24 protein-coding genes are annotated in these 23,897 nt (G+C 62.4%); 14 read left to right on the top strand and 10 right to left on the bottom strand.

The genetic code is table 11. From position 1 onward, the window contains the following. Positions 1–84: 84 nt before the first annotated feature. Positions 85–501, bottom strand: a complete 417-nt coding sequence (locus AArcSl_RS04595; protein WP_119815658.1) for a hypothetical protein — start codon at positions 499–501, stop codon at positions 85–87. A 97-nt stretch (positions 502–598) separates the two neighbouring features. Between AArcSl_RS04595 and AArcSl_RS04600 the strand changes: the two genes are divergently transcribed. After that, a complete protein-coding gene (locus AArcSl_RS04600; protein WP_119815661.1) occupies positions 599–1,081 on the top strand; it encodes a YbaK/EbsC family protein in 483 nt (160 codons plus the stop codon). A 323-nt stretch (positions 1,082–1,404) separates the two neighbouring features. Here the strand turns inward: AArcSl_RS04600 and AArcSl_RS04605 are convergent, their stop codons facing one another. Both AArcSl_RS04605 and AArcSl_RS04610 read right to left on the bottom strand, forming a co-directional pair. Continuing rightward, complete coding sequence (locus AArcSl_RS04605) at positions 1,405–2,154, bottom strand: methyltransferase domain-containing protein (RefSeq protein WP_119815664.1); 750 nt, start codon at positions 2,152–2,154, stop codon at positions 1,405–1,407. 6 nt (positions 2,155–2,160) lie between these two features. Beyond that, the gene (locus tag AArcSl_RS04610) at positions 2,161–2,556 is read right to left on the bottom strand and encodes a nascent polypeptide-associated complex protein (RefSeq protein WP_119815667.1); all 396 of its coding nucleotides are present in this window, start codon (positions 2,554–2,556) and stop codon (positions 2,161–2,163) included. Between the two features lie 122 nt (positions 2,557–2,678). Here AArcSl_RS04610 and AArcSl_RS04615 point away from each other — a divergent pair, with 122 nt between their 5' ends. Beyond that, a complete protein-coding gene (locus AArcSl_RS04615; RefSeq protein ID WP_119815670.1) occupies positions 2,679–3,464 on the top strand; it encodes a creatininase family protein in 786 nt (261 codons plus the stop codon). A gap of 92 nt (positions 3,465–3,556) precedes the next feature. Here the strand turns inward: AArcSl_RS04615 and AArcSl_RS04620 are convergent, their stop codons facing one another. Then, a complete protein-coding gene (locus AArcSl_RS04620) occupies positions 3,557–4,222 on the bottom strand; it encodes an O-methyltransferase (RefSeq protein ID WP_119815673.1) in 666 nt (221 codons plus the stop codon). A 61-nt stretch (positions 4,223–4,283) separates the two neighbouring features. Between AArcSl_RS04620 and AArcSl_RS04625 the strand changes: the two genes are divergently transcribed. Beyond that, positions 4,284–5,966, top strand: a complete 1,683-nt coding sequence (locus tag AArcSl_RS04625; RefSeq protein ID WP_119815676.1) for an acyl-CoA mutase large subunit family protein — start codon at positions 4,284–4,286, stop codon at positions 5,964–5,966. A 21-nt stretch (positions 5,967–5,987) separates the two neighbouring features. Here the strand turns inward: AArcSl_RS04625 and AArcSl_RS04630 are convergent, their stop codons facing one another. Then, on the bottom strand, positions 5,988–8,777 hold the full coding sequence (locus tag AArcSl_RS04630; RefSeq protein ID WP_119815679.1) for an ATP-dependent helicase: 2,790 nt from the start codon (positions 8,775–8,777) through the stop codon (positions 5,988–5,990). Positions 8,778–8,859: 82 nt separating this feature from the next. Next, positions 8,860–9,666, bottom strand: coding sequence for an aldo/keto reductase (locus tag AArcSl_RS04635; RefSeq protein ID WP_119815682.1), 807 nt, complete (start codon positions 9,664–9,666; stop codon positions 8,860–8,862). 48 nt (positions 9,667–9,714) lie between these two features. Between AArcSl_RS04635 and AArcSl_RS04640 the strand changes: the two genes are divergently transcribed. After that, positions 9,715–9,939 (top strand): hypothetical protein, encoded by a 225-nt coding sequence (locus tag AArcSl_RS04640; RefSeq protein WP_119815685.1) that lies wholly within the window; start codon positions 9,715–9,717, stop codon positions 9,937–9,939. Between the two features lie 26 nt (positions 9,940–9,965). Here the strand turns inward: AArcSl_RS04640 and AArcSl_RS04645 are convergent, their stop codons facing one another. Then, on the bottom strand, positions 9,966–11,006 hold the full coding sequence (locus AArcSl_RS04645; RefSeq protein WP_119815688.1) for a carbohydrate kinase family protein: 1,041 nt from the start codon (positions 11,004–11,006) through the stop codon (positions 9,966–9,968). A gap of 66 nt (positions 11,007–11,072) precedes the next feature. Next, complete coding sequence (locus AArcSl_RS04650) at positions 11,073–12,230, bottom strand: cobalamin-independent methionine synthase II family protein (RefSeq protein WP_119815691.1); 1,158 nt, start codon at positions 12,228–12,230, stop codon at positions 11,073–11,075. Between the two features lie 164 nt (positions 12,231–12,394). Between AArcSl_RS04650 and AArcSl_RS04655 the strand changes: the two genes are divergently transcribed. From AArcSl_RS04655 to AArcSl_RS04675, 5 genes are all read left to right on the top strand, one after another. Then, positions 12,395–12,679 carry a DUF7545 family protein gene (locus tag AArcSl_RS04655; protein ID WP_119815694.1) on the top strand — a complete coding sequence of 95 codons (285 nt, stop codon included), beginning with the start codon at positions 12,395–12,397 and terminating at the stop codon, positions 12,677–12,679. Between the two features lie 272 nt (positions 12,680–12,951). Continuing rightward, the gene (locus tag AArcSl_RS04660) at positions 12,952–15,432 is read left to right on the top strand and encodes a PKD domain-containing protein (protein ID WP_119815697.1); all 2,481 of its coding nucleotides are present in this window, start codon (positions 12,952–12,954) and stop codon (positions 15,430–15,432) included. A gap of 74 nt (positions 15,433–15,506) precedes the next feature. After that, complete coding sequence (locus AArcSl_RS04665; protein ID WP_119815700.1) at positions 15,507–16,286, top strand: hypothetical protein; 780 nt, start codon at positions 15,507–15,509, stop codon at positions 16,284–16,286. 95 nt (positions 16,287–16,381) lie between these two features. Then, positions 16,382–17,107 carry a metal-dependent hydrolase gene (locus AArcSl_RS04670; RefSeq protein WP_119815702.1) on the top strand — a complete coding sequence of 242 codons (726 nt, stop codon included), beginning with the start codon at positions 16,382–16,384 and terminating at the stop codon, positions 17,105–17,107. A gap of 111 nt (positions 17,108–17,218) precedes the next feature. Beyond that, a complete protein-coding gene (locus tag AArcSl_RS04675; RefSeq protein ID WP_119815705.1) occupies positions 17,219–17,617 on the top strand; it encodes an OsmC family protein in 399 nt (132 codons plus the stop codon). A 36-nt stretch (positions 17,618–17,653) separates the two neighbouring features. Here AArcSl_RS04675 and AArcSl_RS04680 read toward each other — a convergent pair whose 3' ends face one another. Next, positions 17,654–18,445, bottom strand: a complete 792-nt coding sequence (locus tag AArcSl_RS04680; protein ID WP_119815708.1) for an HAD-IIA family hydrolase — start codon at positions 18,443–18,445, stop codon at positions 17,654–17,656. A gap of 204 nt (positions 18,446–18,649) precedes the next feature. On the opposite strand from AArcSl_RS04680, the gene AArcSl_RS04685 reads away from it, so the two are divergent. The 3 genes from AArcSl_RS04685 (at position 18,650) to AArcSl_RS04695 (ending at position 20,920) form a co-directional block, all read left to right on the top strand. After that, the gene (locus AArcSl_RS04685; RefSeq protein WP_119821728.1) at positions 18,650–19,426 is read left to right on the top strand and encodes a GTP cyclohydrolase IIa; all 777 of its coding nucleotides are present in this window, start codon (positions 18,650–18,652) and stop codon (positions 19,424–19,426) included. Beyond that, complete coding sequence (locus AArcSl_RS04690; protein ID WP_119815711.1) at positions 19,423–20,430, top strand: zinc-dependent alcohol dehydrogenase; 1,008 nt, start codon at positions 19,423–19,425, stop codon at positions 20,428–20,430. Before AArcSl_RS04685 ends, AArcSl_RS04690 begins: the two co-directional genes overlap by 4 nt. 112 nt (positions 20,431–20,542) lie before the next feature. Continuing rightward, on the top strand, positions 20,543–20,920 hold the full coding sequence (locus AArcSl_RS04695) for a 6-pyruvoyl trahydropterin synthase family protein (RefSeq protein ID WP_119815714.1): 378 nt from the start codon (positions 20,543–20,545) through the stop codon (positions 20,918–20,920). 55 nt (positions 20,921–20,975) lie between these two features. Here the strand turns inward: AArcSl_RS04695 and AArcSl_RS04700 are convergent, their stop codons facing one another. Next, the gene (locus AArcSl_RS04700; RefSeq protein ID WP_119815717.1) at positions 20,976–21,452 is read right to left on the bottom strand and encodes a type IV pilin; all 477 of its coding nucleotides are present in this window, start codon (positions 21,450–21,452) and stop codon (positions 20,976–20,978) included. A gap of 195 nt (positions 21,453–21,647) precedes the next feature. On the opposite strand from AArcSl_RS04700, the gene AArcSl_RS04705 reads away from it, so the two are divergent. Beyond that, positions 21,648–23,084: a hypothetical protein gene (locus AArcSl_RS04705; protein ID WP_119815720.1), complete on the top strand. Its 1,437-nt coding sequence runs from the start codon at positions 21,648–21,650 to the stop codon at positions 23,082–23,084. 25 nt (positions 23,085–23,109) lie between these two features. Then, the gene (locus AArcSl_RS04710; protein ID WP_119815723.1) at positions 23,110–23,880 is read left to right on the top strand and encodes an O-methyltransferase; all 771 of its coding nucleotides are present in this window, start codon (positions 23,110–23,112) and stop codon (positions 23,878–23,880) included. Positions 23,881–23,897 lie beyond the last annotated feature (17 nt).

Here is a 23,897-nt window from a genome sequence, read left to right on the forward strand (position 1 = left end):
CGAGCCGCTCCCGGGACCGTTGACTGCCGGTCTACAACCCTCATTGTGAGCGAACTCTCCAACCATTAGTTGGCCACTCTCGTTTCAGTAGCCGATCGGGGCAGCCATCCGACGTCGAACGGAGTCGGCGATGATCCCTCCGAGATACGCTGCAAGAAGCATCAACGGCCCGTAAACCACGATGTCGAGAACGGCAAACACCACACTGAAGAAGGCGGCGTCGCCGCCGGCAGCTGGGGTCACAGAGAGCCGGTAGATCACGGCGTACCCGTAGATCGGGAACAGCGATATCACGACCCCGAGAAGCCCGTTATTCGCGGGGACGCCGGAAAACTCCCCGACCATCGCGGCGACGACACCCGCGAAGAAGCCGATCGGGAGAATCCACGCCGGGCGCCCGACGATCAGGATCGCTACCGCGCCGAGAACGATCGACGTCGCCGCCGCACAGGCGACCGGGAGCCCGTCGTATTCGAACTGCGGATTGAACGATTCAACCATGGTAACACACCGTCGGACCTATCCTCGGTTGAACAACACAAAAACGTATCCAAGAGTTCAAAAGTAATTGTAACTACTCACGCATTACGAGAGTGACATGCATTCACGTGCCGAGGCGTTCGCCGAGCAGGCAACGCAGAAATACGGACTCGACATCGAGGTACTGGAGTTCCCTGCGGGAACGAAAACGGCAGCCGACGCAGCCGAGGCGCTCGGCTGTGACGTCGCCCAGATCGCGAGTAGTATCGTCGTCGACGCCGACGGCGACCTGATCGTCGCGATTACCAGCGGTGCGAACAGGGTTGATCTCGCCGCAGTCGCAGAGCGGTTCGACGCTCCAGTCGAACGAACGACGATGGCCGATCCAGATCGCGTCGCCGACGAGATTGGCTGGTCGATCGGGGGCGTACCGCCAATCTGTCACGAGACGGACGTTCCTGTCCTGTTCGATCCGGCGCTTCAGGAGTTCGAGACCGTGTACGCTGCCGCCGGAACGCCAGAGGCGGTGTTTCCGATCGATCCCGAGACGTTGCGGGAGCACGCTTCGGCGACAGTCGTCGACGTGACGGAGAGCCGGTGAGCGGAATCGGCAGATGGGTAAACGATTCTCGGGGGAGAGTATACGCGAAAGGCCCGTGAGGCCAGGTGATATTACAAGAAACTGCATACGCCGAGGCGAGCGAGATGTGTTACCGATAGCAAGGGCCGAAGACCCGAGCTATCGGCAGTTTTGATTCGCTCACGGAGCGAATTTCTCCTGTCATCCAGCAAATCCTTCGTAGTTGCACCACATATTTTACCGGAGTCGGGGGGAGCAAGGCGCTCTCAAGGGAGCCTCGCGGAGACGGGAACGGGAAGCGGAGCGACCCGTGAGCGCGCTCGCTCCACGAGGGCCCGAGTTTTTTAAAAGTCGTGGCGACCGAACGTCAGATATCCCGTGTGTCCGACACCCGCGGTGTCGGGCCTGGATCCCCGGTCGTCGAACTGCATCCGGCGCTGGATCGTCTCGAACGTCTTTACGTCGGATAGGTCTGCATCGCGGGTCGCCTCGACGACCTCGCGAGTGTGTTCGACGAACGGTGAATAGACCGAAAGAAAGCCGCCGGGAGCGAGCAGTTCCGGCGCCCGCCGGACGATCGTCGGCGCGTCTTCGGTGTCCAGCGTGAGCAGATCGAACGGGGCGGTGTCACCGTCGTCGATTTCGGCGATCAACTCGTCGACTTCGACGGCGAGATCGCCCGTCCGCACGTCGACGCGGTCGGCGACGCCGGCGACCTCCATGTTCGTTCGGGCCTGCTCGGCGAACTCCGGGTCGCGCTCGTAGGTCGTCACGTCGGCGCCGATCCGACCGAGATACGCCGACAGGATCCCCGTTCCGGTGCCGGCGTCGAGCACCCGATCGCCCGCCGCAGCGCCGGTATGGCCCACGACGAGGCCGATATCCCGGGGCATCATCGGCGCGCCCGTGCGGTCGAGGTGATCGAACAGGTCCGGGCCGCGAAGCTCCCGAACGTGGAAGGTCGTCCCCAGATGGGTCTCCAGGGTGTCACCGGGCGCCGCGTCTTCGGGGACCGTCAAGACGCCGAGGTCGGTCTGGAGTTCCTCCCCGGGCCCGCGGAGATACTCTCTGTCCTCGTGGACGAGCAGGAACACTGCCGCCTACTCCAGCCGGTTGATCGCGGCCGCCAGGTCGCCGTCCTCGGCCTCGAGGGCCTCGCGGGCCGTCGATTCGGGCACGCCGGCCCGAGCGGCGACGATTTCGACGTCCGAGTCGGGGATGCCGCCGTCGTCCGGATCCCCCTCGTCGGTCTCGGCGGCCTCGGCTTCGTCACCGGCCACCGCCGTCGCCTCTTGTCGGGTGGGTTCGCCGACGATCTGGTAGGTCTGCTGTCCCTGGGCGTCCATCCGCGTGACCTGCGGAGCGTCGAAGACGAGGTCCTCCTCGCCTTCGGTACGGATGACGACCTCGGTGGCATCGAGTTCGGTGACGTCGATGCCCATCTGCTCCATCATCTGCTTCATCTTTCGCGGGTTCATCCCGCCGCCTCCAAACATACCCGCACGGTCGGGCCCACGGAGCAAAAGATTGGCGAAGCCGTCCGAAACCACCACTCACCCGCCGGTGGACGCGTCCCGGAACCGACGCAATTGATGGTGCCGGGGTCGGAACTGCGACCATGTACCTTGCGGACCGAACCTGGCCGCAGTTGGGCGAAGCGATGGACGGTGAATCCCTGGCGGTGATTCCGCTCGGATCGACCGAACAACACGGGCCTCATCTCCCGCTTGCAACCGATCACCTCATCGCGGAGTCACTGGCACGGGCAGCCTCCGGGCGAACGGGCCACGTCTGTACCCCGACAGTCGACATCGGCGTGAGTGCCCACCACAAACAGTTCCACGGCACGCTGTGGGTCGACCCGCCAGCGTTCCGGTCGTACGTCGAGAGCCTTGCCCGAAACCTGACGTATCACGGGATCGACCGCATCGTTTTCGTCAACGCTCACGGCGGCAACGTGGAACCGCTCCGTGAGGTCGGCCGTCGACTCCGTGAGGACCGGGCGGCGTACGCCATCGAGTGGATGTGGAACGACTCGATCCCGGAACTCGTCGAGGAACTGTTCGAGCATCCGGGACCCCACGGCGGACCGAAGGAGACGGCGATGATCATGCACGTCGCCCGCGAGCTGGTCGACGAAGACAGGCTCGGAGACGCACGCGACGGCGGCGTCGTCGACCTCGAGAACACGGATTCGCGCAAGTTCGGTGCCCGAACGTTCTACGACGCGATCGACAACTCCGAAAACGGCGTCTTCGGCGACCAGACTGACGCGACCCCTGAAAAGGGGAAACAGCTGTTCGAGGCGGCAACCGATCGGCTGGTCGCGCTTCTGGAGTGGCTCGACGACCAACCGTTCGAGGACCTCATGCCGGAGCCACATGTCGGTACGGATCGTCGCTGATCGCCGAACCAACGGCGGTGATCGCCGAACCAACGGCGGTGATCGCGACCCACCGACGGTGACCGCCGGCCGATCGGCACCGGGCTCTCCGGTCAGGGAGTGACAGCCGATACCGCGATCCCGGATCCGACCGGAAGGACGACCGTTTCGGCGTCGGTGTCGCGTTTCACCCGTTTCAGATACGTTCCGATCCCCCAGGTTCCTTCGTCCTCCTCGTTGGACGGCAACGGCGTGCCGTCGCTGAAGTGGGCCGAAAGCGCCTCGAAATCCAGGGGCCCCCGAACCACGTTGTCTGCGACGACGACTGCGGTGTCGGAGAGCTTCGGCCTGACTGCGTCGTAGGCCTCTGCGTACCGGTGTTTCTGATGGTCGATCAGCACCACGTCGAACGGACCGTCGTGGCGTTCGATCGTCTCCAACGCGTCGCCGTACTCGAAGGTAATACGATCCTTGAAACCCGCGTCGGCAAGAAACTCCCGGCCGAGTTCGACTTCGTCCTGATCGAATTCGGTGCAGACGACGTCCGTCGCACCACCGCGAACGAACCAGGTGGCAGAGTAGCCGAACCCCGAACCGAACTCGAAGACCCGATCGGCAGCAGTCAGGCGCGTCAGCTGGGCGAGCACACCGCCGGCAACGGGGCCGACGATCGGAAACGAGAGCTCGGTTGCCGTCTCGGCCATCTCCCGCTGGAGCGGTGTCGGATCGGGCGCAGTCGCTTCGAGGAACGTCTCGAGTGTGTCGGTTCGGTGACTCATACCGACGGGTTGCAGCCCATCGCCTTCAACCCTTAAGTTCGTCGCCGGCAACCCTTCGGGTATGTTCGACCCCGAGGAGCTCGAACGGATCCGCTCGGCGAAGGAGGCCTGGGAGGAGGAAACCCTCTCGCCGACGCTGGAGCGGTTCGGGGAGCGAAAGGAGACGTTCACCACCGACACCGGCGGCACCGACGTGAAGCGGCTGTACACCCCCGCTGACGTCGAGGACGTCGACTACGAGGAGGATCTCGGCTTCCCCGGCGAGGAGCCGTTTACACGCGGCGTCTATTCGACGATGCACCGCGGGCGGCTGTGGACGATGCGCCAGTACGCGGGGATGGGGACCGGTCGCGAGACGAACGAACGGTTCCAGTACCTCATCGAGCAGGGCTCTTCGGGGTTGTCGATGGCGTTCGACCTCCCCACACAGATGGGCTACGATTCCGACGCCGAGATGGCACAGGGGGAGGTCGGTCGCTCGGGGGTCGCGATCGACACGCTCGATGACTTCGAAACGGTGTTCGACGGGATCCCTCTCGACGAGGTGTCGACCTCGATGACGATCAACGCGCCGGCGGCGATCCTGCTCGCGATGTACGTCGCGATCGGCGACAAGCAGGGCGTCCCCCGGGAACAGCTCCGCGGGACCGTTCAAAACGACATCCTGAAAGAGTACGTCGCACGGAACCTCTTCATTTATCCCCCGGAACCGTCGATGCGCCTGATAACAGACCTCTTTGCGTTCTGCGCCGAGGAGATCCCGAAGTTCAACACCATCTCGATTTCGGGGTATCACATCCGGGAGGCCGGCTCGACGGCTGCCCAGGAGGTTGCGTTCACCCTCGGAAACGGGATCGAGTACGTCGAGGCGGCCCTCGACGCCGGGCTCGACGTCGACGAGTTCGCCCCGCAACTGTCGTTTTTCTTCAACGCCCACAACAACGTCTTCGAGGAGGCCGCGAAGTTCCGGGCGGCCCGGCGGTTGTGGGCGCGTCTGATGGACGAGCGGTTCGACGCCGAGAAGCCGGCCTCGAAACAGTTGCGGTTCCACACCCAGACCGGCGGCTCGACGCTCACGGCCCAACAGATCGAGAACAACGTCGTCAGGGTCGCCTACCAGGCGATGGCGGCGGTTCTGGGTGGAACCCAGTCGCTGCACACGAACGGGAAAGACGAGGCGCTCGCGCTGCCGACAGAACAGTCCGTGCGAACCGCCCTCCGGACCCAACAGATCCTCGCCCACGAGTCGGGCGTCGCCGACACGATCGATCCGCTTGCGGGGTCGTACTACGTCGAGTCGCTCACCGACCGGATCGAATCGGAAGCCCGAACGCTCATCGAGGAAGTCGACGAGCGCGGCGGGATGCTGAATGCGATCGAGAGCCAGTGGGTCCAGCGACAGATCCAGGACGTCGCCTACGAGCGCCAGCGCGAGATCGAAACCGGCGAGCGCGTGATCGTGGGGGTAAACGAGTACACCGTCGAGGACGAGGAACCGGAAATCGGACTCGAAGAGGTGTCCGAGGCGGACGAACGTCGCCAGCGCCGTCGGCTCAACGACGTGAAAGCCGACCGCGACGACGAAGCAGTGGACGCAGCTCTCGTCCGGATTCGGGACACAGCCCGCGGCGAGGAGAACCTCCTGCCCCCGATCGTCGAGGCAGTGAAGGCGTACGCGACCGTCCAGGAGATAAGTGACGTCCTCCGGGAGGAGTTCGGCGAGTACAAACCGGAGGCGGTGTGAGCGAGTCGGTCCCGACGGAACTCACGCGTCGCCGTCGCCGCCCGGATCCGGAGATTCTTCGCGACCGGAGTCCCCGATCTCCGATCGAACGCGGGCGTGAAACTCCTGGAGAACTGCAGACTCGTCTTCCGCGAGCACGACGTCGCTGGCTGAGAGTGTCGCCAGCCCGAACGCCCGGGGTGATGGACCGTCGAGCCGGCGGGTTTCGACCTCGAGATCCCCCGACTGTATCGCCCCAAGCACCTCACGGATTCCAGCCAGATCGAGTTTGTCCTCCATGATCTCCCGGTACGTCTCCTCCAGAACGGCGAAATCATCGAGATCGCGCGCAAACGACAGCAGCATCTCCGCGGAGACCTGCTGTCTGGCCGCGGACTTCTCGTGACCCTTGTAGTTTTTGAGCACCATCAGCGATCGGGTGGCGTTGATCCGGAAGTATCGCTCCAGGAGGTCGGTATCCGAAAGCGCCTCCCTGAGCTCTCCGGGGGCGTCGGCGGGGTCGAGATCACGGAGCACGTCCGCGACGTCGACACGGCGGTTCAGTGGCATCGAGACGGTGAAACCGTTGTCGGCGACGGCCACCTGGACGTTCGTGGTGGCACGCCGGGAACACCGGTGGGCCACCAGCCGCGAGAGACCGTCGTTGAACCGACGCCCGTAGACCGAGTGGACGTAGTAGTGCCGTCGGTATCGATCCCGGTCGCGGACTTCCTCGACGACGATCCGGTCGGGCGTAGCGATACTCTCGATTCCGGCGTATCGGTGCTGTTCGTCGTACGTCCGGGCGATCGACCGAACGCTGTTTTCGTCGAGGGGGAACTCCCGGAGCCAGGTTCGGAGGCCGGGAGGGCCGCCCGATTCGATCCGGTTACACACCTCCGCCTGGAACGCGAGGATCTCCCGGCCGAGATCGTACGACAGCGGGAGCCGTTCGGAGTACCACGACGGAACGGTTGGGCGTGCGGAGGTCGGATCGACGTACACTTTCGATCCCCGTCGGTATCGGTACTCGAACCGCCTGCCGCCGAGGACGAACACGTCGCCCGGATCGAGGGTGTCCAGATACGACTCGTCGAGGTCGCCGACCCACTCCTCGTCACTCCGGGTGAACACCCCGCAGGTGAACGAGTCGGGGATAGTCCCGATGTTCGTCATGTAGATGACGCGGGCGAGTCGGCCCCGTTTTCCGATCAGCGGCTCGCCGACGTCGTATTCGGGATGGTGATGCCCCCCGTCGGGCGGATCGTTCGTGTCCCGCCAGACTTTCGCGTAGACGTTCCGGTCTTCGAGCCCGTCGTAGTCGGCGGTCAGATACCGGAGCAAACGCTCCCAGTCGTCGTCTTCGAACTCCCGATACGGATACGCTCGTCGGAGTGTTTCCTCCAGTTCGGCTTCGGGGCGGACCTCGGCGATCGCCATCCCGTAGACGTGCTGGGCGGCGACATCGAGGGCCTTTTCCGGGACGAACACCCGGTCGACGAACCCCTCCTCGGCCTTCCGGAGCATCACCGCACACTCGAGGAGTTCGTCGCGATCGAGCGCGATCACCCGCCCCTCGACGATTTCGCCGACCTGATGACCCGCGCGACCGACACGCTGGAGCAGCGCCGCGACGGATTTGGGGGAGCCGACCTGGACGACGAGATCGAGATGTGGCATGTCGATGCCGAGTTCGAGGCTCGTCGAGGTGGTGACGACGTCGAGGGTGCCCTCCTTGAGCCGCCGTTCGATCGACTGACGTCGGTCCTTCGAGATGGAGCCGTGATGACAGCCGGAGTTGCCCTCGTCGTAGCCGTCGAACCGTTCACGGAGGTTGTGGAGTACCCGCTCTGCACCCGACCGCGTGTTGGTGAACACCAGCGTGTTCGTGTGCGAGTCGATCAGTTCGTGGAGTCGTTCGTAAAAGCGATCCGTGACGACGTCCCTCGATTCGCCGATGAGGTCGTGTGTGGGGCACTCCAGTTGGAGGTCGAAGTCGCGCACGAACCGGGTGTCGACGATCTCGTAGTCGCGGGGGGCCATCGAATCCCCCGCGTGATTGGCGTCGGGTTCGCGACCGACCAGAAACTCCGCCATCGTCGAGAGCGGCTCGACGGTCGCCGAACAGCCGATCCGGGTGGGTGATACGTCTGCGAGATCCTCGAGTCGCTCCAGGGAAACTGACAGGTGTGTGCCGCGTTTGTTGTCCGCGAGGCTGTGGATCTCGTCGACGACGACGTACTCGACGCTCCGGAGCTTCTCCCTGAACTTCGGCGCGTTGAGCAAGATTGCGAGCGTCTCGGGGGTGGTGTTGAGGATGTGGGGCGTCTCCTCGAGCATCCGCTGGCGCGTTCGATCGTCGGTGTCGCCGTGCCGGATTGCGTGTCTGATCTCCGCGTCGATCCCACGTTCCTCCAGCCGTTCCGTGATCCCCGACAGCGGAACCGTCAGGTTGCGGTGGACATCGTTTGCCAGCGACTTCAGCGGGGAGACGTACAGACAGTAGACGGCGTTTTCGAGCCCGTCAGTCCGATCCCGCCGATACAGTTCGTCGATGATCGCGGTGAAGGAAGCCAGCGTCTTTCCGCTCCCGGTCGGGGCGGCGACGAGGGCGTTTTCGCCCTCGTCGATCAGCGGGATCGCCTCGCGCTGCGGGGGCGTGAAAAACCCCCGGTTCTGTGGGACGAACCCGCCGAACTGATCGACCCACCACTCCCCGACGACGGGTGACAGACGCTCGAGAACGTCGGCGTCCCGGATCTCCACCGTTTCGGGATCGAACGGGAACTCGTCGATCCCGGAAGCCTCCGCGAGCAGTTCCCTGCCGCGCATTCAGTTGGAGGTGGGGGCCCGGACGTATAGATTGTGGGGAGAACGAAGCCGGAGGTTGAACTGGCACGGTCTCCCCCACATTCTACTGACTCTCGCTCCACGGGGCGGCATCGGGGTCGACGAACCGCGTTCGCTCCCCGAGTTCGTCGATTCTGGCGACGTCGGTAGCCCGCAGATCCAGCTCCGTGGCGCCGAGGTTTTCCCGAAGGTGATCGCCCCGACCCTTGGGAATCGGCGTGACGCCCCGGGCGATCGCCCACGACAGCGCGACCTGGGCCGGCGTCGCGTCGTACTCCCCGGCAATCTCCGTGAGGATCGGTTCCTCGAGCAGTTCCCCTTGCCCCAGCGGGGAGTAGCCGACCAGTTCGTAGCCGTGCTCGTGAGCGTGCGCCCGAAGTTCCTGCTGTGGCAACAGTGGATGGCACTCGACCTGGTTGGCGGCGATAGGCGCGTCCAGCAATTGTCTGGCCTCCTCGAGGAGCGAGGGGGTGAAATTCGAAACGCCGACGTGATCGACGAGCCCCTCTTCGAGGAGTTCGTCGAAGGCCCGAAGCGTCTCCGGCGGGTCGTACGCGGAGATCGGCCAGTGGACGTACAGGAGATCGACCGTATCGACGCCGAGCTGATCGAGACTTTCCGCTGCAGTCTCCAGAACGTCCTCGTACGCGAGGTTGTCCGGATGTATCTTTGTCGCGATCGTGACCGCCTCCCGGTCGACATCACTTCGGCGAATACCCTCTCCGACGGCAGCCTCGTTGTCGTACATCTGGGCCGTGTCGACGTGACGATACCCGAGATCCAGGGCCGTCTCTACCGTCGCGGCACACTCCTCGAAGTCGTCGTTTCCGGACGTTCCGAGACCGATCGGCGGCAAGTCGAGTCGACTCATAGACGGCGGATACACACGGGATGGTGAAAGAACCGTGGGTGGGCCGGAGTGTCGTCGTCTCGGGCGGAGTGTCGTCGTCTCGGGCGGAGTGTCGTCGACGCGGACGAACCGGTCATTCGCGGAGACGAACTGCGAGTCGGTCTCAGCGGTCTGTTCTCGCTCCTCGAGGCCGCGCTCCTCGCGGATCCCCTCGATAGTGGTGTCCAGCAGCAGTGCGACAGCCCTCCCCCGACTGCCATGCCCGTCGAGCCGATGACGGAGACGGTCGTCTAAAACGTCTCGGTGCCCAGCACCGGGCCCTACCCCTCGAATCGCTCGCGGAACAGGGCGACCTCCTCGCGCGTCGGCAACGCAGTCATCGCTCCGGGTTCGGTGGTGGTCACCGCCGCCACCGCACCCGCGAACTCGAGGGCCATCGCGGGCGAGCCGCCGTTCGAGAGGGCGGCGATCGCGCCCGCGAAGAACGCGTCACCGGCGCCGGTGGTGTCGACCGCCTCGACCGGATAGCCGTCGTGTCGTACTACTTCGTCACTCGATCCCCCCTCGTCTTCGGACCGGTGTACGTCCCCGAACCACGGCGCGTCGGGAGTCGCATACGCGACCGCGCCAGCGGAGCCCAGCGTGAGAAACACCGTGTGCGGGCCGGCCTCCGCGACGCGGCGGACCAGTTCGACGTCGTCGAGTTCCCGGTCGTATCCTGCGGCCGCGAGATCCTCACGCGACGTCTTTACCACGTCCGCGAGCCCGAACGCTCGGTCGACACTGTCGGCAAAGTCGTACTCGTCCCACAACTCCGGTCGGGCGTTGGGATCGAACGAGACCGTGGCGCCGGCGTCGCTGGCGCGTTCGAGGAGGTCGAACGTCGCCTCCCGACCGGGATCGTCGGCGAGCGTGACACCGCCGGCGTGAACCCAGTCGACCGATTCGAGACGATCGTCGCCGATCCGCCCCGACTGGAGTCGGGTGTCGGCGCTTCCGTCGCGGTGGAAGCTGAACGCCCGGTCGGCGTCGGGATCGAGGCTGACGAACGCGAGCCCGGTTTTGGCGCGGGGATCGACTTCGACGAGTTCATCGGAGATTCCGGCCGCTTCGAGCGTTCCTCGGAGGAAGTCGCCGAACGGATCGTCGCCGACGCGCGTCCAGAACGCCGGCGTGACGCCCAGTCGCGAGAGGCCGACAGCGACGTTGGCTGGGGCACCCCCCGCGCGGCGATGGAAGGTTTCGACGTCGGGAAGCGGCCCGGGGGTCTCGGGAATGAAGTCGACGAGTGTCTCCCCGGCAACCAGAACGGACGGATCCGACCGTGAACCCGAATCGATGTCGAACGTCTCGTCCCACATACCCAGGTGGTCGGCAGCAGGTACCAAAGGACTGTCGAGAGCCGGTTTGACCGGGGTAGGTCAGTACTAGTACACTCGTTCGCTCGCAAGTGCCGCCCCGTCGGCGAGTGCGTCGAGTTTCTGCCAGGCGATTTCGGGGTCGACCGCGCCGAACCCCGCGAACGTACCCAGGCCACAGTCGGCGCCGGCGAGGATCCGGTCGGGATCGCCGACGGCGTCGACGAACCGCTCGAGGCGGTCGGCGATCACCGCCGGTGGTTCGATGTAGTTGACCGTGACGTCGATCACCCCGGGAACCAACTGCCAGTCGTCGGGCACGCCGTGTTCCTCGAAGACCGTGTAGTCGTGCTGGTGGCACGGGTTCGCCTGTTCGATCAAAAGCCCCCCAACATCCGCCTCGTAGATTTCTGGGAGGACCTTCTCCAGCGGTACGTCGTGGTGGTGTGGCCCCTCGTAGTTCCCCCAGCAGGTGTGAATCCGGACCTGTTCTGCCGGCACGTTTGCGAGGGCTTCGTTGAGTGCCTCGATGTGAGTTGCCGCGATGTCGACGAACTCGGATTCGGAGCGATCCTTGAATTTGAGGTGACGACCGCCGAGCAGGTCCGGGGCGTCGATCTGGAGAATGGCCCCGGAATCGGCGATCAGTTCGTACTCGGTGGCGATCGCGTCTGCGACCGCAAAGAGATACTCCTCGTGGCTGTCGTAGTGGGTGTTGCCCACGTAGGAGGCGACAGTACCTGGGGCGGCCGCGGTCACGAACGTGTCCTCGAATTCGGCGCCGGCCGCCTCGATTGCCGCCTCGAACCGATCGAGTTCCGCTTTCGTCTCGGCTTCGCCGTCGTACTCGATCGGCCCGGAGGCGGCCGGGATCGTCGCGTCCGGTTGCGACCACTCGCTGAACGTCGGTACCTGGCGGGCGTAGTTCGGATACTCCTCGAGGTCGGCCCACTGGATCGCCGGAACCTCGCCCTCGAAGCCGGTGAGCCGGTTCACGACGTACGTGACGAACGAGGGCCGTCCCTGTTCGCCGTGAGTCGCGACGTCGATGCCGACCTCGTCCTGGCGGCGGACCGCCGCCTCGGTTGCGTCTTTGACTGCCGCCTCGAAGGCGTCCTCGTCGATTTCCTCGCCGGCCTGTATGCGTTCGAAGTACGGAAGCAACTCCTCCGGGCGCGGGAGGCTCCCGACATGAGTCGTCAGTATGCGTTCGGTACTCTGTGACATAGCACCTCCGTCGTTGGAGCGAATACCACTTATTGGTTACTATTAGTTATATATTTCCTATATAATATTATTATAAATCATATACCGGGCCGGATCGACCGCGTACCGTCGAATAGTTCCAAAAGTTCCACAGAGCCTTACGTCTGGAATGCGTCGTCGACTCCATGGCAGAAACAGAAACCTACACCGTAACCGGACCGGACGGAAACGAGGACACAGTCGAGTTGCCGGCAGGGCTCGTCGACACGATGACCGAGCAGGGCGAAAACCCCACGCAGGTGATCACAGACATCGTGCTGCAGGCTATGGCCCAGCAGGCGCACGCGATGGTCCACCATTCGGAAGGCGAACCGCCGGCCGACATCGTCGACATGAACGACACCATCGAGGAACTGTTCGAAGAGCGGTTCGGAATGCCGCTTTCGGAAGCGCTCGGTCACCAGCACTGAGGGCAGTTTCGAGTAGCACCATCGAATTCGACAGACGCGCGTCGGCGAAATTTATTGAATAGATCCTTCTGAACTCCGGACAGGTCACTCACAACTGCTTCTGCAGGGAAGCTATTCATGATGGGTTCGAGGCCTTGGCAAAAGAGCAACTGACTCCCACAACGTTTAATTCGATTATTATTTCAGAATACTAACACCCAATTGTTCAATATTCTACCTTTATTTTATACAAAGATTTTTAATATAATATCCGGGTAGGGTCACATATTCCGATGGACGGAAGGACGATCATGGTCGTGGTGCTGCTCGTCGCAGCGGCGGGTTCAGCAGCTGTCGTCGTCGCAGAGGAGGAACAACCGATGGCGGATGCGGGTCTCGATCGGTCTGTCGATCTCGGAGAGACCGTTTATCTCGACGCGAGTGGGTCTCGGGGGGCGAGCGGTGAAATCGCTGAATATCAGTGGTATGTCGCTCCACCAGACGGCGAACGAGAACGCCTTGAAAAAGGAAATTCGGCGAGACACACTTATGTCCCGGATTCCGTCGGTGTGTGGCACTTTACGGTCGAAGTGACTGGCACGAACGGTGAGGTGAGCGAAGATTACGTGGAAGTTCAGGTAGAGATTGCAGACTCATCTGGAGATGAGCCGAAACAGTCCGATGACGGACCGGATGATTCAGATGAGACAGATGATACCTCAGAGGATACCCCATCCAATCCAGACGATAGTTCTGAAAGAGATCCAACGCCAACCCCGACTTCAGATGAGCCTGAAGATACAGCCGAGTCAGATGAAACAAATCAAGGTCCCAGTAATTTGGAAATTTCAGGACCCTCTGTGGTCGTACAGGGAACAGTGCATACTTACGAAGTGGAAAGCGATGGTGAGATAATCGATTACGATTGGGTATACACATCGAATCAAGATGCTCACCTCGGATCCGGAACAACACAAGACATCTCATTCAATGACCAGAAGGCAGAGTCTGGAAAAATTAGAGTTCTCGGCACAACCGACTATGGTGATGAAGTTTCAGATGTGATGACGGTTACAGTTGTCGAACCGGAAGCAGAAACTTCAGAGGTTGTAGATGAGCCAAAACACGAGGTTACTGGTTTAGAAACTAACACTCAATATGCTGGAAATGATCCAACAATAGAAATACAAGATATTGTAGATAGACAAGTAGAAAAAGCGTTATTAACCGCAGTCCCTCAAGAATCGATTCAATTCTCGGTAGATGTAAGTTCAACAAAGAATCTTGAGTTAACATACAACTGGGATTTTGGAGACGGATCCAAAACTAAAACCTCGCAACCTTCAGCGACTTATTTTTACCAAATACGGGAACCAACTAGCAGAGAATATAATGTTGAAGTAGAAGTTGTTGATCAGTTTGGGAGAAAAGACAGATATGAGGACACCGTAGTTATTCAAGGACCAACTGTCAGCCATGGTGAAGATAATGTCGAAATAAGGGAGATTGAGGATTCCACACTGACTGCTACTTTTGAGATCGATACAGCGACGACGCCTGCAGATCATGAAAATCTCTATGAATTCAATTTCGGCGATGGCAGTTCTTTAAATCTATATGCAGACGATTGCCAAAGATATCGGATGTGTGATGGTAATACATACTTAATAACACACCAATATAGTTCTCCAGGAACATATTCAGCGTGGCTTTCTGGAAAAGAATTTCAGGACACAAGTGGCCAAACACAAGTGACAGTCACCTTCGACTCCTACACCGAGTACCACTACACCGAAAGAACCACTGCAGTCGCCGAACACGTTTCCGAGGAGGATCCCGGCGAGGGGTGGGAAATGGTCGGCATCGAGTCGATCGACGAGGAGGTAGTCGACCGAGAGGAGACGCGTATTCGCGACGAGCAGAACCCCGACGCTCTGTTATCAAACGACTGGCGTCGAATCGGAACCGAAACCGAAACCGAGCAGCGCCGCGAAACCCGGGTCGCCGCAAACTGGCCCGGAAGTGGCTGGTCGATGGACGAACGGTCCGTGGATTCTCAGACCCGGATCGTCGGCTACGACCACGTTGAGGTCCCTCACCGCAGCCTCGCGCCGAGAGACGGAACCTACGTCGGGACGACGACGAACTATCAGACGACCACGGAACAGGAACGGAGCACCTCCCGTCCATCCGGCTCGGGATGGTCGCGAGTCCGATCTACCGGGCAGGTCCGCGACGGGACCGGGTCGACGTGGCGATCGTCCCGACGAGCCCCGGCGTCCGGCTGGCGGATCGTCGACTCCAGGACGGTGACCGAATACTACACCGAAACCGAACGGTACTGCAAGGAACGTACGAACAGTTGGTTCGGAGACGGGAGATGCGTCGACTGGGGCGAACGAACAGTGTGGAAAAGCGACACCAGTAGAGAGTACAAGTTCGAGTATCCGACGTACAGCACCGAGTACCTCTGGGAACGAACCGAGAGCACGCCAGAGGTGTACTACGAGTATCGCGTTCCCGAGTATGGAACGCAGGACCTCCACCGTTGGGAGCGAACGTACATGGACGAAGTCGAGTACGGGGTGTACGAAAAACTGGAATACGAGACGACGACAACCTACGAGTGGGAAAAGGAGGTCGAACGCGAGGTCGATCACGTGAGCCTCACGCCGCCGAACACCGACGAGGTGGACGTCGTGGGCGACGTCTCGGAGCAGGTCATCGCCTGTGGAAGCGGCGACGGGGAACTCGAAGAAAAGGGCTGCACTTAAAACGCCGAGAGACGGAAACCTCTTGAATCTCTCTCCTACAATTGAGATCATACACCATGTTAAATACCCGCACAATGGTAGAGACCATTTTCGGCGGGGGAGAGCCTGCAACACCACCCGTTTCGGTCGTCCAGCTGTTTGTCGAGGGCATCATTCCGCTGATCATTCTGTTCGTTCTGACGGCAGTCCCGCTCGTCTTCGGGCTTCGCGCTCTCTACGACGGTACCGTCCAGGCACGACAGACGGCGGCGGTCTGGGCCAGCGACACGATTCCGATCGGGGAGGTTCCGGATACCGACGGAACAGTAGAAATCGAAGGAACCGCCCAGAAACTCTCGGACACCGTCGAAGCGGAATATTCCGGAACAGAATGTCTGGCGTACCGATACGAGAAACATCGGCGGGAAGACGAAGATGACTCCTGGCAGCGCGTGGATTACGGCGAGACGGCAGTCCCGTTCCTGGTGGCCGACGACTCCGGGGAGGTCGTCGTCGATCCCGGCGGAGCGTCACGCTCGTTCGAGCAGAAATATCGAGATACGGATCTGACCGGCCACAGAGACGAACGGAAAACGGAAGACCGGTTGGAAGCCGGCGACACCGTCCACGTGTACGGACAAAAGCGAACGGCGACATCCGGAAACGAGTACCGAAAAGAGGGAGATGTCTTCGTCGGCGACGGAGACGACGTTCGGTTCCAGCTCAGGGAAGGGAGTGAACTGGGAGCGGTTGCGAGCGGGGGGCTCCGGACAGTGCTCACATTCGTGATGGCGGGGGTCGCCCTGGCGATCGTTCTCGGCGTAACCGTAAGCGGAATCGCCGAAGCTCTCTGGAACACGAGTTCGCTCACCTGATCTGCGACGGCTGAGGGGGGACCGATCGGTTCCGACCGCGGCCGAAGGGGAGTCAGCGACTTTTATTACGTGTCGGTGAGGTGTATCGACTGTATATGGAGCTCACCTGGCACGGCCACTCCACGTGGTACGTAACGGTCGGTGAAACGTCGCTGCTGATCGACCCGTTCTTCGAAAACCCGAAGACAGACCTCGATCCGGCAGATGTCGAGCAGCCGGATTACGTCCTGCTCACACACGGCCACGCCGATCACGTCGCTCACGCAGGCGAGTTCTCCGATGCGACGCTCGTTGCCGTCCCCGAACTGGTCTCGTACGCCGAGGACAACTACGGCTTCGAGGACGCCGTCGGTGGCATGGGAATGAACCTCGGCGGCACCGTCGAGTGTGGCGACGCCTACGTCACGATGGTCCGGGCCGACCACACTAACGGTATCGAAACCGGCTACGAGACGAGTGCCGGGATGCCCGCCGGCTTCGTCATCTCGGACAAGAAGCCGACACAGGAAGCCGATCCCGAGTCGACGACGTTCTACCACGCCGGCGATACGAGCCTGATGAGCGAGATGCGCGACGTGATCGGACAGTTCCTCGAACCCGACGCCGCCGCCGTTCCCGCCGGCGACCACTTCACCATGGGACCGACCCAGGCCGCGATCGCGGTCGACTGGCTCGACGTCGACTACGCGTTCCCGATGCACTACGACACGTCCCCGCCGATCGAGATCGATACCGACGACTTCGTCCGCGAGGTGAAAGCAACCGGCAGCGACGCCGAGGTCCACGTCCTCGAGGGCGACGAGACGTTCACCCTCGAGTGAGGACAGCGGTCACGGTCGAACTGCCTGTTCGAGAACACCCGTCTTTTTGCGATACCGACCGGTCGTTCCGGAAGCAACCTTTAGGACGGTTCCGACCAATACGTAGTTGCAATGACGGATATCGAAACCAGCACGGTGTGTGAGGAAGGGTACCACTGTTCGAGCCACGTCGGAGAGTTCGAACTCTCGATCGACGCCACCGGAGAGGAGGGACCGACCGCAAATCAGGCGCTCGTCGCCACGTATGCGTCCTGTTATCTTCCCGCACTACGGGTCGCCGGACAACAGCGCGGTCACGACGATCTCGGCAAGCTCCAGATCGACGCCTCAGCCGATCTCGACGACGACGACGACCTCGCGGCGATCCGGTGGGATCTCCACGTCGAACTCGACTTGAGCGACGAAGAGCTCGAGGAGATCGTCGACCGGGGCAAGGAGATCTGCCACGTCCACTCGGCGGTTCGGCCCGAACTGCGCGCGGAGATTACCGCCCACGGCGACGCTTTTTAAAACGCGAACTGGCGCCCTCGGGATCGAGAGGGTGCTTCAGGAATCGCCATCCAGCACGCGATCGATCTGAGCGAGCGAATCCAGCACGTAGTCGGGCTGGATTTCGGCGTTTGCGAGGGTTTCCTCGTCTGTGATCCCGGACCGAACGAGCACGGTCGTCATTCCCGCCTCGTTGCCGAGCGCGATGTCGGTATCGAGCCTGTCGCCGACGACGAAACAGGCGGCCGGATCGTAGTCGAACCGCTCGAATATCGCGCGACGCGTCGGCTCGTTCGGCTTGCCGAACACCACGTCCGGCTGTCGTCCGGTGACGTCGACGACGACGTTTATCAACGCCCCCGAACCGGGGATGTTCCGCTTTTCCGCCGGGATCACCACGTCCGGATCGGTGCCGTAGAACGGAACGTCGTCGTCCTCCAGCGCCCACTGGACGGCACAGAGTTCCTCGTAGTCGAACTCTTTGTCCAGGGAAACGACCACGACGTCGGCGGCGTCGGGATCGGAAACCAGCGAGAGCCCGACGTCCCGGAACTGTCGAGCGAGCCCGGGAGCGCCGACGAGATAGATCGATTCGTCGGGATGGTGATTCTCGAGATAGTTCGTCGACACGGTTCCGGCGGTGACGACGTGCTCGACGTCGACATCGTATCCCGCCCGGGAGAGGCGGCGGACGTATGCCTGGGGGGCTTTGCTCGGGTTGTTGGAGACGAACAGCGGTTCGACGCCGGCAGAACGGATCCGTCCCACTCCGTCAGGGGCGCCGGGAATCGGTTCGTCACCCCGGACGACCGTCCCGTCGACGTCGAGGACGGCACCTCGGTATTCCATGGAGGAAGCTACGGCTGGGACGGAGTTGAACGTCCCGGTCCACCAACGGACTTTTTCCCTCGTCCTCACCCACCTACTCATCCTACTCCGCCACTCCGAATCAGGATACGCAGCGTCGACCACAGGCGCAGATTCAGAAACGATCGTCACCTGGTGGGACCAACGGAAAGAACCAAAGTGCCGGCAACCCGAATGGAGGATACAGTGACGAACACACAGATTACGCTGGTTCAGATCGACAATTACGGGCCCTGGACGGTGTCGCCGGAGCCACGCCGGGAAATGGATCTCCAGACCCTGCAGTCGCGACTGTTTGCCGACCTCGCGCAGTTCATCGGCAGCCGCGACGGCTACGTTTTCTTCACCCGGTTCGACAACATGGTCGCGGTCACCAACGGGATGGGCCGGGCGGATCACCACACCCTACAGGAGTCGATCCGCAACCGCTATCCGGTGACCGTGAGCCTCGGCATCGGCGTCGACTCTCGGCCCTCCGAAGCGCTCGAAGACGCGACCGAGCGACTCCAGCGCGCCGGAAGTGCACAGGACAGCGACCGGAGGGAAGTGTTTTCGGGATCGTTCCGGGAGCCCACCGCAGGCGACGATCTCCAGATAGCCCACTTCGACGTGAACGACGCGACCGAGAAGTACACCGACCGCCTCAACGAGTTCGATTCGTTCATTCAGATCGAACACGGCTACGCGGAGCTGATGCGGTACATGCGAGAGTCGCACGGCGCACTGTCGTTCTTCGTCGGCGGCGACAACATCATCGCTGTCTGTCCGGAGTTGAACTCCGGCAACTATCGGGACGCGATCGACCACGTGGCCGACGCCGTCGACGTGCAGTTGAAAGTCGGCGTCGGAACCGGTGAAACGCCACACGAAGCCGGATTCGCGGCGAAACACGCCCTCGAGGACTGTCGGTACGAGGGAACGGCCGTCGAGTTCGCGGCGGGGCACGCGACAGCCGGGGACTGATGCGCCGTCGACTCTCTTTCGTGGCCCCGGGAGAGGTCGAACTCGAACGGACGGACCGGCCCTCCCCCGATCCGGATCAGCTCCGGGTCGAAACGACCGCCTCCGCGATCAGTAGCGGAACCGAACTGCTGATCTACCGGGGGGAAGCGCCCGAACGGCTGGCGGTAGACGAGAGCCTGCCCGCGCTTTCCGGACGGTTTACTTATCCGCTGTGTTACGGCTACGCCGCCGTCGGCGTCGTCGACGAGGTCGGTGTAGACGTCGCCGACGAGTGGATCGGAGAGCGCGTGTTCGCGTTCAATCCCCACGAGAGCCACTTTCTCGCCTCGCCCGGGGAGGTGTTCCCGGTACCCGACGGGATCGACACCCCATCCGCCACGCTTTTGCCGCTCGTCGAAACGGCAGTGAACTTCGTCCACGACGGGACGCCGCGGCTGGGAGAACGCGTCGCCGCGTTCGGACAGGGAACCGTCGGGCTGCTCACGACCGAACTCCTCTCGAAGTTCCCGCTGGAGCAGCTGATCGCGATCGACCCCGTGGAAACGCGCCGGGAACTCGCCCGGCGGCTGGGTGCCGACAGGGCGATCGCCCCCGCGGCGCTGGAAGCGCAGTACGATCCGGAGTCGGAGCATGCCGGAACGGACCTGGCGTTCGAGCTCTCGGGCAACCCCGAGGCCCTCGACGACGCGATCCGCACGGCCGGCTACGACGGCCGGATCGTCGTCGGATCGTGGTACGGGACCAAGGAGGCGACGCTGGATCTCGGAGCCGAATTCCACCGGAACCGCATCACCGTCGAAAGCAGTCAGGTGAGCACCGTCGATCCGGACCTGCGCGGCAGGTGGGACGCCGACCGGCGGCTCTCTGCGGCGTGGGAACTGCTCGCCGATCTCGACACGGAGTCGCTCATCACTCACCGGGAGCCGCTGTCGAACGCGGAGGCTGCCTACAAGCGACTCGAAGAAAAGGCGGACGGCGTCGTCACCACGCTGTTCGAATACTGAACACGAGAAGAACACGAGAAAAACTGTGGACGCGCCAACCGTTACGAACCCGAGGAGATAGCACCCGGCGGCTGGAGGAGGTTCTTTACCGAAGAACCCCGTATTCAGGAGTATGTATTCGGTTACAGTAACGGAGACGTTCATCGCTCAGCACTACCTGACAGTGCCGAACCCTGGTCCCGAGGGGGAGCTTCACTCCCATCAGTTCACGATGGAGGCGACCTTCGAAGGTGAACAGCTCGGGGAGTACGGCTATCTAATCGACATCGACGACGTCAAAGCCGGTCTCGACGCCGTCCGGGAGCGATACGCGGACGAGACACTCAACGAACAGCCCGCGTTCGAGGGCCGCAATCCGAGCGTCGAGCACTTCTCGCGGATCGCCTGTGAGACCCTCCTCGAACACGTCGATCCGGCCGCCGCCGATCGCGTCCGGGTCCGGATGTGGGAGGACGACGACGCCGCAGCCGGCTACGAGACCGCCCTTTGAGGCTGCACCTCGATCACGACTCCTCGATCACGACTCCTCGATCACGACTCCTCGATCACGACTCCTCGATCACGACCGCTCCCTCGAGGGTAAACTCGACCAATATCGCCGACCGGTCCTCGATTTCCCATATGAGGGCGATTTCGGTGTCCCTTGCCAACACGTCCCCTTCATCCCCGTCGATCCCGATGTCTACGGAGTCTCCCACAGACAACTGTTCCGTCTCGGAATCAACAGCACCGAGAGAGGCGTTCCCCTCCCCCGAGAGGATCACTGCGTCCAACGTATCGGCCGACACGGTGTCCCCGCCCCTGTGTGTGAACTCCAGAAACACCTCACCGTTCGCGGGCGTGGTGTTGACGACCTCCCCACTCCAGGTTGCACTGGGGGTACTGTCGACGATAGCTCCCAACCCCAGCACGGAGAAACTCACGAGCGTCGCGAGCGCGACCACGATCGCGACGAGCAAAACGATACCCACGACTGGCGCGGCCGCATCGTTTTCCCCCTCGAACCGCGAACGTGAAGCCATGGAACGATCTACGGTCGAGACAGCGGACGACGTCCCCCGATTTCGTACGGTTCCTCCGAGTCGACCATCGCGCGTCCCGTGTCCGTAGAGTGAACTGTGTATCCAAATGACTTAAAATTCCGTGCGGGATCACACCCACGAGCAAACTGAGCGCCCATGGAAAACCATATAACAGATAACCTGTAAACTAGAACTATGGACGATGGAGTTTCTCCGGAAGTTCGGGAAAAAATCGACAAACACAGGGAAGGACGCTCCGAGCACCGCGGGACGCTGGTGGTGAGCGACGCGGAAGCGTACGTGGGTGACACCGTCACGCTGGAAGGACGGAACCTCCCCGAGAACGCCGACGTCGACGTGATCTGGCACACGGCAGAGGGGATGTGGGGCGTGCTCGAGGCGAACGAGGTCGTCGGGGCGCAGTACCAGCCCAGGAAAGAGCAGTTGACGTCGGTTACGACCGACGAGAACGGTCGATTCACCGAAGAGTGGCAGATTCCGGAGGACTACGGCGGCGAACACCGGATCGAGCTCCGGCCGAAAGGCGACGAGGAGTCCACCCTGGCGGAGACGAAGCTCCAGATCCTCCCGTGGTTCGAGATCGATCGCACCGAGGCGGAGTTGGGCGAATTCTTCACCGTGACCGGCTACGGCCTCGGCCCGAACGTGATCACGAACAACTACCAGATCGCCTGGGACAACGGGATGGTCGGGATCATGACCGGCGTGCAGAACCGCGGAACCGCGACCGCCGAAGTGCGAGCCGTTGGCCCACCCGGAAAGCACGTCCTCCAGGTGTGGCGCAACTACCGCGGGGTGCCGTTCCTCCAGAACAACACCCAGTCGCCGTTCGGTCCCGTCGCAGGAGGCCGGAAGTCCTCCTGGACTGTGGAGGTCACCGAACCCGAATCCGAACCGGAATCGGCGTGGCTCGACCCGATGTGGGACGAGGGACCGCTCAGTGTCCACCTGCCCGATATCGACGAGGAGACCGACGCGGAACTGGAAATTTCGCCGACCTCCGGGCAGCCGGGGACTGACGCCTTCATCACGGGACGTAACTTCCCCGCCGACACCGAGGTGAACCTGATCTGGCATAGCCACGAGGGACACCGCGTGAAGGGGATCGACATCACCCCCGTGCCGATGCCCGAGGCGCTGCCGACGGTGACGACCGACGAGGACGGGGCGTTCCAGGTCGAAGTAGAAATCCCGACGGACATCGGGGCAACCCGGCCGATCACCGCGGAGATCGACGGCAAGTCCGTGGCGAAGGCCGGCTTCATGATGCAGCCGAAAATCGAGACGTTCTCCCCGACCGAGGGCCCCGTAGGCACCGAGATCGAGATCGAAATCTCCGGCGTCGGCTGGCCCACGTACGGGAACGCCTACTACTTCGTGTACGACAACAAGCCACTGGGATACATCTGCGGACTGGAAGCCGCAGTGAACCGGACCGTCCTGCAGGCGGCCGGCGAACCCGGGTGGCACTTCATCGACGTCTACCCGAGCTTCTTCCAGGTGCAGGAGGACGAACCGGACTTCGAGTTGAAGCCGCACCTCTCGTATCTCGACAACCATCCGATCCGTCCCCTCCCGGCAGCACACTTCGCGTTCGAGATCACGGAGTGACCCGCCCCAGGCGCCCCGAGATCCCATGATCGAAATCCTCCCGGAACACAGCGCGGAGTTCGTCCGACAGCTGGGGCCCGAGCCCGACGAACTGCTGATCGAGATGGACGAGTACGCCGCGGACCACGACGCCGAGAAATTCTCCGGCGAGGAAAGCTTTCCACACGTCGGCCCCGAAGTCGGCGGCTGGCTCCAGTGGCTCGCAGGGCTCGTCGAGGCACGTCGGGTGTTCGAGTTCGGCTCCGGGTTCGGCTACTCGGCGTACTGGTTTGCACGCGCGCTCCCGCACGACGGGGAGATCGTACTCACCGACCTCGACGAGACGGAGCTGCAGCAAGCCCAAGCGTTTCTGGATCGCGGGGGAGTCGGAGAGCGTGCCCGGTACGAACCCGGGAACGCCCTCGAGACGATCGAACGGTACGACGGACCGTTCGACGTCGTCCTGCTCGATCACCGGAACGACCAGTATCCGGAGGCCTTCGAGGCCGTTCGGGAGAAAGTCGCCCCGGGCGGACTCCTCGTCGCGGACAACGTCATGACGGCGGTCATCGTCGAGTTCGAACAGTTGGCGCGGGCGTTCGACGGAGGGGAGCCACCGACCCGCGCGAACGACCACACGAAAGGGATCTACGACTACCTGACTGCGGTACAGGAGGCGCCGGAGTTCGAAACCGGGATTCTGCCAGTCGGCGGCGGGATCGCCGTTAGCTACAGGCGCCGCACGGACGGCCGGAACCGACACGCGACCGAACAGACGGGGAGACGGACGAACCGACAGACGGAACGGAGCGACTGAACCCAGAACGCGGAGAC

Origin of the sequence: Halalkaliarchaeum desulfuricum, assembly GCF_002952775.1 — an archaeon.
Classification (GTDB): domain Archaea; phylum Halobacteriota; class Halobacteria; order Halobacteriales; family Haloferacaceae; genus Halalkaliarchaeum; species Halalkaliarchaeum desulfuricum.

Bases quoted from the DNA above. Each gene is read 5' to 3' on its own strand.
- AArcSl_RS04595 (WP_119815658.1), bottom strand. From the start codon at position 501: ATGGTTGAATCGTTCAATCCGCAGTTCGAATACGACGGGCTCCCGGTC.
- AArcSl_RS04600 (WP_119815661.1), top strand. From the start codon at position 599: ATGCATTCACGTGCCGAGGCGTTCGCCGAGCAGGCAACGCAGAAATAC.
- AArcSl_RS04610 (WP_119815667.1), bottom strand. From the start codon at position 2,556: ATGTTTGGAGGCGGCGGGATGAACCCGCGAAAGATGAAGCAGATGATG.
- AArcSl_RS04615 (WP_119815670.1), top strand. From the start codon at position 2,679: ATGTACCTTGCGGACCGAACCTGGCCGCAGTTGGGCGAAGCGATGGAC.
- AArcSl_RS04620 (WP_119815673.1), bottom strand. From the start codon at position 4,222: ATGAGTCACCGAACCGACACACTCGAGACGTTCCTCGAAGCGACTGCG.
- AArcSl_RS04625 (WP_119815676.1), top strand. From the start codon at position 4,284: ATGTTCGACCCCGAGGAGCTCGAACGGATCCGCTCGGCGAAGGAGGCC.
- AArcSl_RS04630 (WP_119815679.1), bottom strand. From the start codon at position 8,777: ATGCGCGGCAGGGAACTGCTCGCGGAGGCTTCCGGGATCGACGAGTTC.
- AArcSl_RS04635 (WP_119815682.1), bottom strand. From the start codon at position 9,666: ATGAGTCGACTCGACTTGCCGCCGATCGGTCTCGGAACGTCCGGAAAC.
- AArcSl_RS04645 (WP_119815688.1), bottom strand. From the start codon at position 11,006: ATGTGGGACGAGACGTTCGACATCGATTCGGGTTCACGGTCGGATCCG.
- AArcSl_RS04650 (WP_119815691.1), bottom strand. From the start codon at position 12,230: ATGTCACAGAGTACCGAACGCATACTGACGACTCATGTCGGGAGCCTC.
- AArcSl_RS04655 (WP_119815694.1), top strand. From the start codon at position 12,395: ATGGCAGAAACAGAAACCTACACCGTAACCGGACCGGACGGAAACGAG.
- AArcSl_RS04660 (WP_119815697.1), top strand. From the start codon at position 12,952: ATGGACGGAAGGACGATCATGGTCGTGGTGCTGCTCGTCGCAGCGGCG.
- AArcSl_RS04665 (WP_119815700.1), top strand. From the start codon at position 15,507: ATGGTAGAGACCATTTTCGGCGGGGGAGAGCCTGCAACACCACCCGTT.
- AArcSl_RS04670 (WP_119815702.1), top strand. From the start codon at position 16,382: ATGGAGCTCACCTGGCACGGCCACTCCACGTGGTACGTAACGGTCGGT.
- AArcSl_RS04675 (WP_119815705.1), top strand. From the start codon at position 17,219: ATGACGGATATCGAAACCAGCACGGTGTGTGAGGAAGGGTACCACTGT.
- AArcSl_RS04680 (WP_119815708.1), bottom strand. From the start codon at position 18,445: ATGGAATACCGAGGTGCCGTCCTCGACGTCGACGGGACGGTCGTCCGG.
- AArcSl_RS04695 (WP_119815714.1), top strand. From the start codon at position 20,543: ATGTATTCGGTTACAGTAACGGAGACGTTCATCGCTCAGCACTACCTG.
- AArcSl_RS04700 (WP_119815717.1), bottom strand. From the start codon at position 21,452: ATGGCTTCACGTTCGCGGTTCGAGGGGGAAAACGATGCGGCCGCGCCA.
- AArcSl_RS04705 (WP_119815720.1), top strand. From the start codon at position 21,648: ATGGACGATGGAGTTTCTCCGGAAGTTCGGGAAAAAATCGACAAACAC.
- AArcSl_RS04710 (WP_119815723.1), top strand. From the start codon at position 23,110: ATGATCGAAATCCTCCCGGAACACAGCGCGGAGTTCGTCCGACAGCTG.